15 protein-coding genes and 1 pseudogene are annotated in these 14953 nt (G+C 63.7%); 4 read left to right on the top strand and 12 right to left on the bottom strand.

Features of this window, described 5'->3' with window-relative positions; translation table 11 throughout:
- Window positions 1–180: pseudogene (locus CP49_RS46645) on the bottom strand (TetR family transcriptional regulator); the annotation flags it as partial.
- A 200-nt stretch (window positions 181–380) separates the two neighbouring features.
- Between CP49_RS46645 and CP49_RS07725 the strand changes: the two are divergent.
- Window positions 381–998 carry a hypothetical protein gene (locus CP49_RS07725; RefSeq protein WP_057849697.1) on the top strand — a complete coding sequence of 206 codons (618 nt, stop codon included), beginning with the start codon at window positions 381–383 and terminating at the stop codon, window positions 996–998.
- A gap of 1 nt (window position 999) precedes the next feature.
- Here the strand turns inward: CP49_RS07725 and CP49_RS07730 are convergent, their stop codons facing one another.
- Window positions 1000–1245 carry a hypothetical protein gene (locus CP49_RS07730; protein ID WP_057849698.1) on the bottom strand — a complete coding sequence of 82 codons (246 nt, stop codon included), beginning with the start codon at window positions 1243–1245 and terminating at the stop codon, window positions 1000–1002.
- A 4-nt stretch (window positions 1246–1249) separates the two neighbouring features.
- Window positions 1250–2101: an SDR family oxidoreductase gene (locus tag CP49_RS07735; RefSeq protein ID WP_057849699.1), complete on the bottom strand. Its 852-nt coding sequence runs from the start codon at window positions 2099–2101 to the stop codon at window positions 1250–1252.
- A gap of 451 nt (window positions 2102–2552) precedes the next feature.
- Between CP49_RS07735 and CP49_RS07740 the strand changes: the two genes are divergently transcribed.
- Window positions 2553–3656 carry a DUF2336 domain-containing protein gene (locus tag CP49_RS07740; RefSeq protein WP_057849700.1) on the top strand — a complete coding sequence of 368 codons (1104 nt, stop codon included), beginning with the start codon at window positions 2553–2555 and terminating at the stop codon, window positions 3654–3656.
- 84 nt (window positions 3657–3740) lie between these two features.
- On the opposite strand, the gene CP49_RS07745 is transcribed toward CP49_RS07740, so the two are convergent.
- Entirely contained in the window at window positions 3741–4577 is an 837-nt protein-coding gene (locus CP49_RS07745) for a LysR family transcriptional regulator (protein ID WP_057849701.1), read from the bottom strand.
- 99 nt (window positions 4578–4676) lie between these two features.
- Between CP49_RS07745 and CP49_RS07750 the strand changes: the two genes are divergently transcribed.
- Complete coding sequence (locus CP49_RS07750; RefSeq protein WP_057849702.1) at window positions 4677–5108, top strand: PaaI family thioesterase; 432 nt, start codon at window positions 4677–4679, stop codon at window positions 5106–5108.
- Window positions 5109–5638: 530 nt separating this feature from the next.
- Here CP49_RS07750 and ilvC read toward each other — a convergent pair.
- From ilvC to miaA, 8 genes are all read right to left on the bottom strand, one after another.
- Window positions 5639–6658 carry a ketol-acid reductoisomerase gene (ilvC, locus tag CP49_RS07755; RefSeq protein ID WP_057849703.1) on the bottom strand — a complete coding sequence of 340 codons (1020 nt, stop codon included), beginning with the start codon at window positions 6656–6658 and terminating at the stop codon, window positions 5639–5641.
- A gap of 145 nt (window positions 6659–6803) precedes the next feature.
- Window positions 6804–7409: a LysE family translocator gene (locus CP49_RS07760; RefSeq protein WP_057849704.1), complete on the bottom strand. Its 606-nt coding sequence runs from the start codon at window positions 7407–7409 to the stop codon at window positions 6804–6806.
- Window positions 7410–7416: 7 nt separating this feature from the next.
- The gene (locus tag CP49_RS07765) at window positions 7417–8322 is read right to left on the bottom strand and encodes an EamA family transporter (RefSeq protein ID WP_057849705.1); all 906 of its coding nucleotides are present in this window, start codon (window positions 8320–8322) and stop codon (window positions 7417–7419) included.
- 5 nt (window positions 8323–8327) lie between these two features.
- Complete coding sequence (locus CP49_RS07770) at window positions 8328–9023, bottom strand: class I SAM-dependent methyltransferase (RefSeq protein WP_057849706.1); 696 nt, start codon at window positions 9021–9023, stop codon at window positions 8328–8330.
- Between the two features lie 2 nt (window positions 9024–9025).
- Window positions 9026–9568, bottom strand: coding sequence for an acetolactate synthase small subunit (gene ilvN, locus CP49_RS07775; protein ID WP_057849707.1), 543 nt, complete (start codon window positions 9566–9568; stop codon window positions 9026–9028).
- A gap of 25 nt (window positions 9569–9593) precedes the next feature.
- A complete protein-coding gene (locus tag CP49_RS07780) occupies window positions 9594–10580 on the bottom strand; it encodes a threonine dehydratase (RefSeq protein WP_057849708.1) in 987 nt (328 codons plus the stop codon).
- Between the two features lie 211 nt (window positions 10581–10791).
- Entirely contained in the window at window positions 10792–12567 is a 1776-nt protein-coding gene (locus tag CP49_RS07785; protein WP_057849709.1) for an acetolactate synthase 3 large subunit, read from the bottom strand.
- Between the two features lie 323 nt (window positions 12568–12890).
- Window positions 12891–13919 (bottom strand): tRNA (adenosine(37)-N6)-dimethylallyltransferase MiaA, encoded by a 1029-nt coding sequence (miaA, locus tag CP49_RS07790; RefSeq protein WP_245310585.1) that lies wholly within the window; start codon window positions 13917–13919, stop codon window positions 12891–12893.
- Here miaA and serB point away from each other — a divergent pair.
- Window positions 13897–14802: a phosphoserine phosphatase SerB gene (gene serB / locus CP49_RS07795; RefSeq protein ID WP_057849710.1), complete on the top strand. Its 906-nt coding sequence runs from the start codon at window positions 13897–13899 to the stop codon at window positions 14800–14802. The two genes, miaA and serB, sit on opposite strands and share 23 nt — an antisense overlap.
- The last annotated feature ends 151 nt before the right edge of the window (window positions 14803–14953 follow it).

Here is a 14953-nt window from a genome sequence, read left to right on the forward strand (position 1 = left end):
GGCCTCGCGGACACTGACCGCGTCCGCCCCGCCCTCGCCGACCAGTTGCAGCGCGGCGTCGATCAGGACGCGCCGGAGATCACCGTGGTGATACGACTTTGGCGCGGGCGCGCGGGAGGGGCGCCGGCGCGGCTTGGCGGCCGAGGATTTCCCGGCGGACGATTTGGCTGCAGGAGGCATCCCTCCCCCTAGCATCACCGGCTTGTGAATGTAAGCGCCGATTACACGGATTGACGATGCCCGCCAAGCGAATGTAATCAGAGATTACATGGGCTACATCCGCGTCATTGCGAGCGCAGCGAAGCAATCCACCCCTCAACGCGGGGATGGATGGATTGCTTCGCTGCGCTCGCAATGACGGTGCAATCAGGGGAGAAAACATGCAGGCGCGTCAAAACTGGTTCGATGGCTGGCGGCTGTTCGCCCTGCTCTCGCTGATCCTGCTGGCCTTAAGCATCTGGATCGCCGGCATGCGGGGCTTCGAGGTCGACGGCGTGCGGATGGTGATCCGCTTCACCGCGCGGACCTCACTGGCATTGTTCTGCCTCGCCTTCTCGGCCGCCGCGCTGGCGCTGATATGGCCGAACGCGTGGACGCGATGGCTGCGTCGCAACCGCCGCTATCTCGGCGTCACCTTTGCGGCCTCGCATGCCATCCACGCGGCCGCCATCTTGGCCTTCGCCGTGATGGACCCGATAGGCTATGCGGCGGCCACCTCGATCGCGTCCTACATTTTCGGCGGCATCGGCTACGCCTTCATCATCGCGATGACCGCAACCTCGTTCGACCGCACCGCCGCCGCGATCGGCGCGCGCGCCTGGCGCCGGTTGCATCTCGCCGGCGGCTATTATTTGCTGTTTCAGTTCATGGTGTCGTTCGGCAAGCGAATTCCCGACATGCCGCTCTACGCGCTGTTCCTGATTCCGCTGGTGGCGGTGTTCGCGCTGCGGATGATCGCAATGGCGCCGCGGGCCAAGCAGACCGTTCAGGCTGGTTGATCTAGTCGTCCGCCTTCAAGAAGAACTTGCGGCCGAGCCGATGGTGCACCGTGATGACAGCACGATCGACATCGCTGATCAGGCTGTCGCCGAGTACGACGTTGGGGATCTCCCAGTTTCGCCCCTCGCGGACGGGCAACGCCGACAGCGCCGGAACGGAGGCGGTTTCGCACCCGGGTTGAGCGCGAAGCGCCGCGTTGGCAAGCAGAGTCAACTCGGCGTGGGTCTTACCTATTCGCGTCGTCACGACTTCATCCCTGCGGCGTCAGCCCCAGGCGCTTGGCGATGATCCTGTCGAGGGTGCGCTTGGGCAACACCGCGGCCATGAACTGGCGCATCGGATCCGGCGCGATCATGTAGCGTACCTTGGGATTTTGCAGCGTCAGCGCGTCAAAAACCTTTTCGGCGATCTTCTCGGCCGGCAACCCGGTCGCGCCAAGCGCCAGCATAAAGGCGCGGATCTTCTCCAGCGCGGGCAAATACGGCGAGTTCTTGTAAGGGGAAATGTCGACTTCCTCGGCCTTGCTCCAGATCGGCGTCTTTACCGCCCCCGGCGCAATGATGATGACGTCGATCCCGAACAGCATCAGTTCGCGGCGCAGGCTCTCCGACAGCCCCTCGATGGCATGCTTGGAGGCGGAATAGGCCGAGGTCATCGGATTGCCGTTCTTGCCGGCAACCGAAGAGATCATCACGATCCGCCCCTTCGGTCCCTTCAGGCTCGGATCGGAGCCGAGCAGCGGCCCGAACGCCTGGGTCGCAATGATCGGGCCGATGAAATTGACCTCCATCTGGCGACGGAATTCATCGGCGGCGAGTTCGAGCACCGGGCCGGAGACCGCAATGCCGGCATTGTTGACGAGGCCGGCGAGCGTTTCACTGTTGAGCGCGCTACGGACCTCGCGCGCGGCGGCCAGCACCGTCGCCTCATCGGTGACGTCGAAGATCAACGGCGTGAAGTTCGCGCCGAACTCGCCCTTGAGGCGGTCGGCGTCGGCCTGCTTGCGCACGCTGCCGAATACGCGGAAGCCACGCTCGAGCAGCAGCTTCGCACTGGCCCAGCCGATGCCGGTGGACGCGCCGGTGATGACGACAGATCTCATGACCTAAGCCCTTGTAAGAGGTTTAATGAAGTTCGTCGTGAAGGAATGCTTAAGCGCCGCCTTCGTGAGCTTGCTCCGCGGGTGCGGCCAGCCTTGACGGCGTCTTGTTCGGTAAGTTGCTATTCGATTTTTCCCGGGAACTGTTTGGAGAGGATAGCAGCCGGACCGGGGTACCGGAAGCGATGGTACATGCCCGATCCGGTTCGACATCGGCGATTTATCGCGTGAAATCGCAGCATACGACCCGATCGCTTTGGTAAATAATTCGGAACGCGACGCAATGCGCGGCCTGCTTCGATGCCGGAGTGCCTGCGATGACCGCCGCCAATGGATTGCCCGTTTCAGATGCAGTCGATCTGTATTTCCACCGGATCGCGCCTTTAACGCAGGTGTAAGGCTCGGCTCGGCATTGTGCGCGCCAACCCATCAACAACCAGACAGGCTGCCCACAATGGTGCAACAGCCGGCGCACTCGATCATTGCCGAACTTGAAGATGCCGTCAGAGGCGGTTCATCCGCCCGCCGGGTGGAAACCCTGCGGCAGGTCACCGACCTCTTCCTCCATGACGGAGAACGCCTCAGCGACGACCAGGTCAAGGTCTTCGACGACGTACTCTGCCTCCTGATCGCGCGCGTCGAAACGCGGGCGAAGGCCGAACTCTCCAAACGGCTGGCGCCGCTCGACTACGCCCCGTTCGAGGTCATCCAGCATCTGGCCTGGGACGACGAGATCGAGGTCGCCGGCAGCGTGCTCGCCAGTTCCAGCCGCCTTGGGACCGACGTGCTGGTCGAGATCGCCAGCAGCAAGGGGCAGGATCACCTGCTCGCCATTTCCGGTCGGCCCAACCTGCCCGCCGCCGTGACTGACGTCATCGTCGATCGCGGCGAAGACCAGGTGATCCGCAAACTGGCCAATAATGCCGGCGCGCAGTTTTCCGAGGAAGGCTATTCCAGCATCGTCGCCCGCGCCTCGGCCGACGACGAACTGGTCGAGATTCTCGGCCTTCGCGGCGATTTGCCGGCAAATTGCATGCGCGATCTTTTGCGCCGCGCCAAGGACGCGGTCCGCGTCCGCCTGCTGGCCATCGCGCCGCCCGCGCTCCAGGAAGAGATCAAGCAGGTCTTGAACACGATCGCCCGCGAGGCGCCGCCTCCGAGCCGCAGCTTCGGCGTCGCCGAAGAACTCGTGAAGCTGATGAAGGGGCTGAACGAGCTGGACGATGCGGCCGTCTACAAGTTCGCGGAGACGAACAAGTTCGACGAAGTGACCGTCGCGCTTGCGGTTCTCAACGACATGCCGATCGAAATGACGGCCAAGCTGATGGAAGGCCCCCGCGCCGACCTCCTCCTCATTCCCTGCCGGTCGGCCCGCCTGAACTGGCCGACGGTCGAGTCGATCCTGCGCAACCGGCCGGTAATGCCTTCGGTCAACGAGCAGACGCTGGAGATCGCGCAGCGCGACTACCGCAAGCTGTCGCTGGAGACGGCTCAGCGCACCGTGCGCTTCTGGCAGTTGCACAACAGGATCGAGAAGGAGCCGATGCGGTCCGCTTGAGCCTGGCCCGCGCCGGTCGGCCGCCGTCTTTGCCGGTGGTCGACCCATCGCGTATCTGCCTCACTGCACGAGGCCCTCAACCGATCACAAATGATCGAGCGCGCGATCGAGCCAGCCGTCGCCGCCGCCTCTGACCCATTCAAAGCCCAGCCGCCGGGGTAAATCGACGCCCTCGGGCCGAAGCATCCGGACCTCGGGGTGCTCGAAACTGTCCGGCATCAGGCAGAAGCCGAGGCCGGCCGCCACCATCGCGAGCGCCCGCGCGTCGCTGTCCGTCTGCGCGACGACTTTCGGCTGCACCTTCCACGCGTCGAGAATGCGCGATGCCGACTGCAATTGCTCGCAGTGTACGCGCACGATCAGGGGCTGACCCGCCAATATCTCCGGGGAGACCAGGCCGCGGGGAAACGTGCGGGCAGAAACGGCCAATGCCTGGCGGTCTTCCGCCAGCACCGATTGCCGGTGACCGCGTGCCAAAGGTCCCAGAACCGTCAGGACCACATCATAGCGGCCATTGGCAAGCCGGTGCTGGAGCTTGGGAAGGGGTGCATCTTCGGTTCGCCACGAACGTCCCGGCTCGATCGCGCGCAACCGCATAATGCATTGGGCCACGAAGGCCGGAGAAATCGTCGGCAGAATTCCAAGCCGCAGCGGTCTGCCCGACGGCTTGTCGCGGGACGCCGCCTTGAGCTGTTCGGTCTGGCGCAGAATCGACCGCGCGGTCTGCAGCACCTCCTCGCCCCGCGGCGTGAGCCTCACACCGCGCGCATGACGCTCCAGCAATGCGCACCCCAGTTCGGCTTCGAGGGATGCGATCGCGGCCGACAGCGTCGGCTGCGTGACGAACGCCCGGCGCGAGCCCGCGCTGAAGCTGCCCGCTTCCGCGACAGAAACGAAATACCTGATCTGCTTCAGATCCATCCATAGACAGTATCTATGGCTCGATATCGGAGCAATCGAGATTGCCTAATCCTCTCCTCGGTCCGAGCATGACGCCGGTCAAACAGCCGGGAGGGACCGATGGCGTATGATGCAATCCGCGAACTGGTCGAACGGGTCACCTACGCCCCCGGATATACCAGCGCCGTCGGCACCAGGGTCGAGAGCGCGGAACCCGGCCGCGTGGTGATGTCGCTGGCGAAGAGCGACAATCTCTTACAGGCGAACGGCTTCTTTCACGGCGGCATCGTCGCCGGGCTGGCCGACCATTCCGGCGGCGGGGCGGTCACCACGGCCATGCCGCCCGGCCGGTTCGCAGTGACCATCAACCTGCAGGTCAGCTTTCTGGCCCCGGCGAAGGGCGAAAAGCTGATCGCGCGCGCCCGCGCGATCCAGGTTGGCAGCACGATCGGCGTGGCGCATGTCGAGGTGGCATCGCTGGCCGACGGGATAGAGACGCCGTGCGCGGTGGCGGTCGTGACGCTTCGCGGAGTCGATTTGTCGGCCCAATAAAAGCCACGCAATGCTGGCGAGTACGGCGCGTTCCGATGATGGAACGCGCGTCGCTTTCCAAGAGGTGCGAGGATAAGTCCGGTTCGCTGCTGAGCCAGCACATGAGATGTTGGAAAATGCGGAAACCGGCATCGGTCTCGACCATCGCTCTCGTCTCGCGCGCAAGAATGCAGGTTAAGCAACCGAGCTTTGACTCGGTAAATGCTGACTTTTCCGTCGCTAATGTATTTGTTGAACTGCGTCCACCGAGAACATGCATGAAGCGTCAGTTCTTCGTTTTGGCTCGGTTGGCGCGCTTTCGAGCGGCGGGTTGAAGAATGCGCTTGAAGCATCAATTCTTCAAGGAAACGGCGAGACCGCTATTGCGATCTCGCCGAATATTGCCGGGCAAGGCTTAACATTTGGTGTTTCAATACCAGCCCCTCATGGTGAGGAGGCGCGTTAGCGCCGTCTCGAACCATGTGGCCCCGCTGGTGCCATTCATCCTTCGAGACGGCGCTTTCGCGCCTCCTCAGGATGAGGTCTGACACTCAGTTCTTGGTCTTGTCGACCAGCGCGCCCTTCTTGATCCACGGCATCATGTCGCGGAGCTTGACGCCGACTTCCTCGATCGGATGGGCGGCGAGCTTGGCGCGGGTCGCCTTGAACGAGGTTTGGTTGACCTTGTTCTCCAGCATCCAGTCGCGCGCGAACTTGCCGGACTGGATGTCGCTCAGCACCCGCTTCATCTCCTTCTTGGTCTCGTCGGTGACGATGCGCGGGCCGGTGACGTATTCGCCGTACTCGGCGGTGTTGGAGATCGAGTAGTTCATGTTGGCGATGCCGCCTTCATAGATCAGGTCGACGATCAGCTTCACCTCGTGCAGGCACTCGAAATAGGCCATCTCGGGGGCGTAGCCGGCTTCGACCAACGTCTCGAAGCCGCCCTTGATCAGCTCGACCAGGCCGCCGCAGAGCACCACCTGCTCGCCGAACAGGTCGGTCTCGCACTCTTCCTTGAACGAGGTCTCGATGATGCCGGCCCGGCCGCCGCCGATCGCCGAGGCGTAGCTGAGGCCGAGGTCATGGGCATTGCCGGAGACGTCCTTGGCGATCGCGATCAGGCAGGGCACGCCGCCGCCGCGCTGGTATTCCGAGCGCACGGTGTGGCCGGGGCCCTTCGGGGCGATCATCAGCACGTCGAGGTCGGCGCGGGGATCGAGCAGGTTGAAGTGGACGTTGAGGCCGTGCGCGAACACCAGCGCCGCGCCCTTCTTCATGTTGTCGTGCAGGTGCTCGCGGTAGATGTCACCCTGCAGCTCGTCCGGGGTCAGCATCATCACGAGGTCGGCCCATTTGGCGGCTTCCGCCACTTCCATCACCTTGAAGCCGGCGGCTTCCGCCTTCTTGGCCGACGCCGAACCCTTGCGCAGCGCAATCGCGACTTCCTTGACGCCGGAATCTTTCAGGTTCAGCGCATGGGCGTGGCCCTGGCTGCCATAGCCGACGATGACGACCTTCTTGCCCTTGATCAGGTTCAGGTCGGCATCACGATCGTAATAAACACGCATGGTCGTTTCCTTATTCGATGGCCAAAACGGCCGGTTAATCAGGCATTTGGGGGAATAGGACCGCCGGTCGCCCGCGAATTTCCGGCGTTGTCTAGAGCATTTTCCGCGTCAAAGGAAACCCGTTTATGCATGGCGCGGTGCGGCATCATGCGTCCATGAAGACCGGATAGAGCGAGGCCAGGAGCAGCACCGCCATGAGGATGTTGAAGGCCCGCACCGCCCGCCGGGAGGTCAGGACCGGCCGCAGCGCGGTGCCGAACAGAGCCCAGGCGGTGCAGGACAGGATACCCAGGATCAGGCTCAGCCCGACCTGGATCGCGATGTTCCAGGGATAGGCCGCGATCGCCGCATAGGCGGTGATGGTGCCGATCACCATGACCCAACCCTTGGCATTGACCCACTGGAACATGGCCGCGCCCCAGAACGTCATCGGGCGGCCTCGCCGACTGTCCTGCTCCGCCGAGGGCGGCTCGGACATCGCAATCGCCCAGGCCAGATAGACCAGATAGGCCACACCGGCATATTTCAGGATGGTCTGCAAAATGGGATAGGCGATGAAGACGGTCCCGAGCCCGAGACCGACCGCGCCGACCATGAAGGCAAAGCCGACCGTGATCCCCATGATGTGCGGGATGGTCGGGCGGAAGCCGTAGGTCAGCCCCGACGAGAGCAGCATGATGTTGTTCGGCCCCGGCGTGAAGAACATCACGGTGGCAAACATGACGAAGGCGATCAGCAGCGAATGTGACATGGGGGCCTCACGCGATCTTTGGCAGAACTTGTTCTTCTGAAGCCTTGCCTTCTAAAGACTTAGGACGCTTCGACAGCAGCATCACTGCAATGCCGCCGACCACAGTGATCATGCCGACGAGCCGCAGCGGGCCAAAGGTTTCGCCGAACACGACACTGGAAGCGGCGGAGCCGACGAACGGCACCAGCAGCGCGAACGGCACCACCTGTGCCGCAGGGTAATCCCGCAGCAGCCGGCCCCACAACCAGTAGGCGATGCTGGTCGAGACCCCGCCAAGGCCGATCATGCACATCAGGCCCGTCAGCGACATGTGGGTCAGCGCATACCAGGTCGGCTGCGGGCCATTGGTGACCAGCGTCAGCGCAAACAGCGGAACCGCAGCGACCAGACACAGCCACGCGAACAGGTCGAACATCGGCACGCCCTGCGCACGCCGCAGCAATAGGTTGCCGATCGCAAAGCTGAGTGGAGAGATCATCAGCACCGCAAAGGCGCCGACGCTGAAATCATAGCCGACGGTGCCGCAGATCATCAGCAGGCCAACCGTGGCAACGCCGATGCCGACGGTCTGCCACGCGCCCGGCCGCTCGCGGAACAACAGCGCCGCAAAGCCGATGGTGAACAGCGCCTGGCTCTGCACGATCACGCTGGAAAGGCCGACGGGGACGCCGTGCGCAATGGCGAAGGCTTGCGCCAGAAACTGGCCGAGGAACAGCGTGAAGCTGATCGACGCCAGCACCGACCATGAAACCTTGGGCCGCGGCACGAACAGGCAGGGCAAGGCGGCGATGGAAAAGCGCAGCGTCGTCATCAGTTCCGGCGAGAATTCGTCGAGCGCGATTCGGCTTGCCACGAAGGCAAGCCCCCAGATTACCGCTACCAGCACGGCGATGCAGACATCGGCCGGTTTCATTTTTTCTAGCTCTGTTGGTCCGGCTTTGGTTTGCGCAGGAGATAGGTGCCGTGCAGCGGGGCGTGATAGTCGACCGATTCCAGCGTGAAGCCGATATCGGTCAGCATGCGCTCGATCACCCAGCCGAAGGTCGAGTACTCGTCGCGCATATGGGTCACCACGCCTTCGCGCTGGAAATCGTGGTTCTTGATGGTGAAATCGGCCCACTGGTCGACATCGCGCTCGGCGCCGTCGGGCATGCTGACGAACACGATGTCGCGCAGGTAGAAATTCGCGCCGGGCTTCAGCGCGGCATAGATCCGGGCCAGCGCCACCGCCTTCCAGAAATCCGGCAAATGATGCAACGTGAACTCGCTGACGATCAGATCATAGGAATTCGGCTGGTAGGCGAAGCTCAATAGACCCGCGGGCTGGGTTCGGATCGCGACCTTGCGGTCGCGCGCCTGGATGTTGGCCAGCGCCAGCATCGCCGGTGAAATGTCGATTGCGTCGACTTCGGCCCCAATCAGCGCCGCCTCGCAGGCCAGTACGCCGTTGCCGCAACCGATATCGGCCACCCGCCAGCCGCGCTGCACGCCGAGCATGGTCAGAGCGGCACGGGCGCGGTCATCGCTGTCGTCATGGCGGTCGTAGATGGAGGCGACCGCGGAATCGAGTCCGAGCTGCCGTCTTTGAGTATAGTACCAGTCACGCGCCAGCATGTTCACATCCCCTCAGGCCCACGCCCGATCGCGGCAACCCCGGTACGCGACACCTCGACAAGGCCGAGCGGGCGCATCAGATCGATAAATTGACTGATCTTGGTGGAATTGCCTGTGATCTCGAACACAAAACTCTCTGTCGTGGCGTCGATCACCCGGGCGCGGAACGCATCCGCCAGCCGCAGCGCCTCGACCCGGCTGTCGCCACGGCCCTGCACCTTCACCATCGCGAGTTCCCGCTCGATCGAGCGGCCGGTCAAGGTCATGTCGACGACGCGGTAGACCGGAATCATGCGGTCGAGCTGGTGCTTGATCTGCTCGATCACCATCGGCGTGCCCGTGGTGACGATGGTGATGCGGGAAAGGTGCTTCTGGCTCTCGGTTTCGGAGACGGTGAGACTCTCGATGTTGTAGCCGCGGCCGGAGAACAGGCCGATCACGCGCGCGAGCACGCCGGGCTCGTTCTGCACCAGCACCGACAGCGTGTGCGTCTCGTTGGGATCGTGGCGCTCTTCCAGGAAGTAGGCGGATGCGGGCTGGTTCATTGTCGTCCCCTTACATGTCCTCTCGTCACGCCATCGCCGGTTGATCGGCGGCAACAGCATCCGGCCCGACCCAGCGGCGAAACCGGTCAAAATCGATATTGCCGCCGCTCAAAACAAGTCCAACGCGCTTGCCTTGAAGTTTCTTCTTCTCCTGCAGAGCCGCCGCCAGCGCGACCGCGCCGGCGCCTTCCGCAAGATTATGGGTATCGGTCCAGTAGGCCCGCATCGCCGAGGCGATTTCGTCGTCGGTCACCTGCACGACGCGGGAAGCGCCCTTGCAGATGATCGCAACCGCATCGGCGTCGGGAATGCGTGTCGCCACACCATCGGCACGCGTATTGCTGGTTTTGGTCGTCACGACGGCGCCGGCCGCGAACGACAGTGCGAAAGACGGCGCTTCGGTCGACTGCACGCCGATGATTTCCGTTTTCAGGCCAAGCAGATCACGCGCCAGGATGCAGCCGCAAATGCCGGAGCCCTGCCCGATCGGAACATAGAGTACGTCGAGATCCGGCGCTCTTCGCAATAGTTCGAGCGCATAGGTCGCGACACCCAGGACGAGATCGGGATGGAAGGCCGGCACGATTTCCAACCCATTCGTCTCTGCGCGACGATAGGCTTCCTCGCGCGCAGCCTGAAAATCCTCGCCGTGCTCGACAAGCTCGGCGCCAAATCCGCGTATCGCGCGATTTTGCTCGGCCGAATTGCCGTGCGGGACATAGATCGTCACCGGCAAGCCGTGACGACCTGCGGCAAATGCCAGACTCTGTCCGTGATTGCCGCGCGTCGCCGAAATGATACCGGGCGTGTTGGGCCGTTCACGCTTCAGGCGGTCGAGATAGACCAGTCCACCGCGCACCTTGAAAGCGCTGGTCGGCGTATGGTTCTCATGTTTGACGATGACGCGCGTACCCAGCCGTTCGGCCAGCAGCGGCCAGGCATGCGCCGGCGTCGGCGGCACCGCCTTCCCCACAATCCCGTGCGCGCGTTCGAGCTCCTTGAGGTCAAACATGGGTTCCTCCAACGAGCCGCACGCACGATTTGCTCCCTCGCCCCGCTCTTCGCGGGGAGAGGGTTGGGGTGAGGGGCTGCCTCCTCGGAGACGGTGAGAGACGGACTCGCGGAGACTCCCCCTCACCCGGCACTACGTGCCGACCTCTCCCCGCAGGCGGGGAGAGGCGAAGAAAGAGAGCTCGTATCCGGCGCTGCATGACCAGATTACCTCACACCAGCGCCTTGCCGCCGGCGAAGGCCGCGGCTGTGGCTTCGTCGGTGGCTTCCACCGGCAGCAGCATTTCATTGTGCGCCTTGCCGGACGGAATCATCGGGAAGCAATTTTCCAGCGCCGCGACGCGGCAATCGAACAGCACCGGACGTTTGACGCTGATCATCTCCTTGAGCGCGCCGTCGAGATCGCCGGGCTTGATCGCCTGCAGGCCGACGCAGCCGAATGCATCCGCGAGCTTGACGAAATCCGGCAGCGCTTCGGAGTAAGAATGCGACAGCCGGTTGCCGTGCAGGAGCTGCTGCCACTGCCGCACCATGCCCATGTACTGGTTATTCAGGATGAAGATCTTGATCGGCAATTCAAACTGAACAGCCGTCGACATCTCCTGCATCGTCATCTGCACCGAGGCGTCGCCGGCAATGTCGATCACGAGGCTGTCGCGATGCGCGACCTGCACGCCGAGCGCTGCCGGCAGCCCGTAGCCCATGGTGCCGAGGCCGCCCGACGTCATCCAGCGATGCGGCTCCTCAAAGCCGAAGAACTGCGCCGCCCACATCTGGTGCTGGCCGACCTCGGTCGTGATGTAGGTATCGTGGCCGCGCGTTGCCGCGAACAGGCGTTCGATGGCGTATTGCGGCAGGATGACATCGTTGTTTTTCTTGTAGGCGAGCGAATTGCGCGCGCGCCATTTGGCGATCTCCTGCCACCACGGCTTGATGTCGGGCCTCTTGGCTTCCGCCTTGAACACCTGCAGGAGGTCGCCCAGCACATTGGCAGCGTCGCCGATGATCGGCACGTCGACGCGGATGTTCTTGTTGATTGAGGACGGGTCGATGTCGATGTGGATCTTCTTCGAACCTGGTGAGAACGCATCGGTGCGGCCGGTGATGCGGTCGTCGAAGCGCGCGCCGACGCACAGCATGACGTCGCAACCATGCATCGTCATATTGGCCTCGTAGGTGCCGTGCATGCCCAGCATGCCGAGCCAGTTCTTGCCGGTCGCGGGATAGGCGCCGAGCCCCATCAGCGTCGAGGTGATCGGAAAGCCGGTGACCTCGACCAGTTCGCGCAACAGCTTCGACGCCTCGGGCCCGGAATTGATGACGCCGCCGCCGGAATAGATCACCGGCCGCTTGGCGGAAGCCAATAGCGCCACGGCTTTTCGGATCTGCGCAGCATCGCCCTTCACCCGCGGCGTATACGAGACATGCACGTCGGATTTGCGCGGCGGATGATAGGTGCCGATCGCAAACTGCACGTCCTTGGGGACATCGACCACGACCGGGCCGGGACGGCCGGTTGTTGCGACATAGAACGCCTCGTGCAGCACTTTGGCCAGATCGTTGACGTCGCGCACCAGCCAGTTGTGCTTGGTGCAGGGACGGGTGATGCCGACGGTGTCGCATTCCTGGAACGCGTCATTGCCGATCAAATGCGTGGGGACTTGGCCGGTGATGCAGACCAGGGGAATCGAATCCATCAGCGCATCCGTCAGCGGCGTCACCATGTTGGTGGCGCCAGGGCCCGAGGTCACCAGCACGACGCCCGGCTTGCCGGTCGAGCGCGCATAGCCCTCCGCCGCATGGCCGGCGCCCTGCTCGTGGCGCACCAGGATGTGCTCGACCTCGCTCTGCTGGAAAATCTCGTCATAGATCGGAAGCACCGCGCCGCCGGGATAGCCGAAGATGTGCTGGACGCCATGATCGATGAGCGCGCGCACGATCATCGCGGCGCCGGTCATCTGATTGGGGTCGTGGCTCTTGTCGGTCATGGTCTGCTCCGGATGCGCTGTTGGCGCGGCTTTCTCAGTGTCTGTTTTGGGAAATAAAAAAGGGCCCGAGAGGCCCCATGCACACCGCCTGAATTTGGGTGGCCTTCAGCCACCCCCGGCGGTGCGCCTGGGTACGACTACGATAAGGAGTTTGGTAATAATATTACGCATTTCGCGGCTCGACTTCCCAAAGGTTGCGCGGGTTATACCGTCCGGCCCCCGGAAGTCAAGGGAAGGACGCCATTAGCGCGGTTTTGGCAGTGTAACTGTGTTCCGGGCGTTCGGCGAGTGGGAATTTGCGGTTCCAGCCATGCGGGGCGTCGTTAGTCTGACGTCATTCCGGGATGGTCCGAAGGACCAGACCCGGAATCTCGAGATTCCGGGTTCGCATCTTCGATGCGCCCCGGAATGACCGTGCCAACCCACCCCCTCGCCGCTGCCGGCGCCATCCATTCGAATTCCGGCAATTGGTGCCTGAACCAGGTGAATTGCCGCTTGGCGTAATGGCGGGTATCTGCACGGCCGATTTCGGCGGCCTGGTCGCGCGTGATCTCACCGCGGAGGTGACGGATGAGACCGGGCACACCATGGGCCTTCATCGCCGGCAGCAGCGGATCGAGCTTTCGTGCGGCCAGCGCGGCGACTTCCTCCAGCGCGCCTGCGGCCAGCATCGTTTCGAACCGCGCATCGATCCGCGCATAAAGCTGATCGCGCTCCGGCGCGAGAAACAGTGCACTGAATTCGCCGTGCGGCAGCAATGGCGGCAGGCCTTCGCGGTGCCAGTCCAGCAGCGCGCGGCCGGTAGCTTCGACCACCTCCAGCGCGCGGGCAATCCGGGTGCGATCGCGCGGCTTCAGACGCTCGGCCGATATTGGATCGCGCCGCGCCAGCTCAGTGTGCAGCGCTTCGACGCCATCGCGCTCCAGCCGCGCGCGAACGGCTTCGCGTACCTCGGGCGGGACCGGGGGCACGGCGGAGAGACCGCGCGTCAGCGCCTTGAAGTACAGGCCGGAGCCGCCGATGAAGATCGGCAGGCGTCCTGCGGCGCGCGCTTCCGCCAGCACTTTTCCGGCATCCGTCACCCAGGCGCCCGCCGAGAAATTGACCGACGCGTCGACATGGCCATAGAGCCGGTGCGGCACGCGCGCCTCCTCCTCCGGTGTCGGCCGCGCCGTGATGATGCGGAGATCGCGATAGACCTGCATGGAATCGGTGTTGATGACGATTCCGCCGGCTTTTTGCGCCAATTCGAGCGCCAGCGCCGACTTGCCGCTGGCGGTCGGCCCTGCGATAAGCACGGCCTTGCTCAAATCTAGCTGATGCGCCTGCATGTCCCTGGTCGCCACCCTCATCTGCAATCCGGCCAATCCCGCGCTCGACACCACGATTGTCGACGGCGCGCTGGCCGTTCTCCCCTCGCCTGGCACGGCGCAATGGCTGTTCGACGAGGTCGCCGTCGACATTCCCTTCGAGGGCCAAAGCAACAGCCGGGACGATATCAAGGCGATCGAAGCCCGCCTGCAACAGGCGCGCGGCGATCTCCCGATCGACATCGTCGTGCAGCCTGCGGCCTTCCGGCGCAAGAAGCTTTTTCTGGCGGACATGGATTCCACCATGATCGGCCAGGAATGCATCGACGAGCTGGCCGATTTCGCCGGGCTCAAGGCGCACGTCGCCGCCATCACCGAACGGGCGATGCGCGGCGAGATCGAATTCGAGCCGGCGCTGCGCGAGCGCGTCGCACTGCTGAAGGACATGCCGGTCAGCGTGGTCGACGAGGTGCTGGCAAAACGTATCACGCCGACGCCGGGCGGACGGGAGCTGGTCATGACCATGCGCGCCAACGGCGCCTGGACCTGCCTGATCTCGGGCGGTTTCACGCTGTTCACCCATGCGGTCGCCGCCAAGATCGGCTTCCAGGAGAACCGAGCCAACGAATTGATGACCCGCGACGGCAAGTTCACCGGCGAAGTGGCCGAGCCGATCCTCGGCCGCGCCGCCAAGCTCGCGACGCTGATCGATCTGCGCGAATCCTTCGATCTCGATGAGATCGATACGCTGGTGACCGGCGACGGCGCCAACGACCTCGGCATGATCGAGGCGGCCGGCCTTGGCGTCGCCTATCACGCCAAGCCTGCGGTCGCCGCTGCCGCTGCCGCGCGGATCGACTACGGCGACCTCACGGCGCTGTTGTATGCGCAGGGCTATCGGCGCGAGGAGTTTGTGGAGGGATAAGACACCCTACGTCGTCCCGGCCTTGAGCCGGGACCCATACGCCGCGGCCCATCCGTGACGCGATGGGGTCAGTTGCCTTCGCTACAATTCGCGCCGGTGGTTGATGGGGTGGACGGCCCCCTACGGCATCAGTGTGCCAGAATGAGGTTGT

The organism is Bradyrhizobium valentinum, assembly GCF_001440405.1.
Taxonomy (GTDB): domain Bacteria; phylum Pseudomonadota; class Alphaproteobacteria; order Rhizobiales; family Xanthobacteraceae; genus Bradyrhizobium; species Bradyrhizobium valentinum.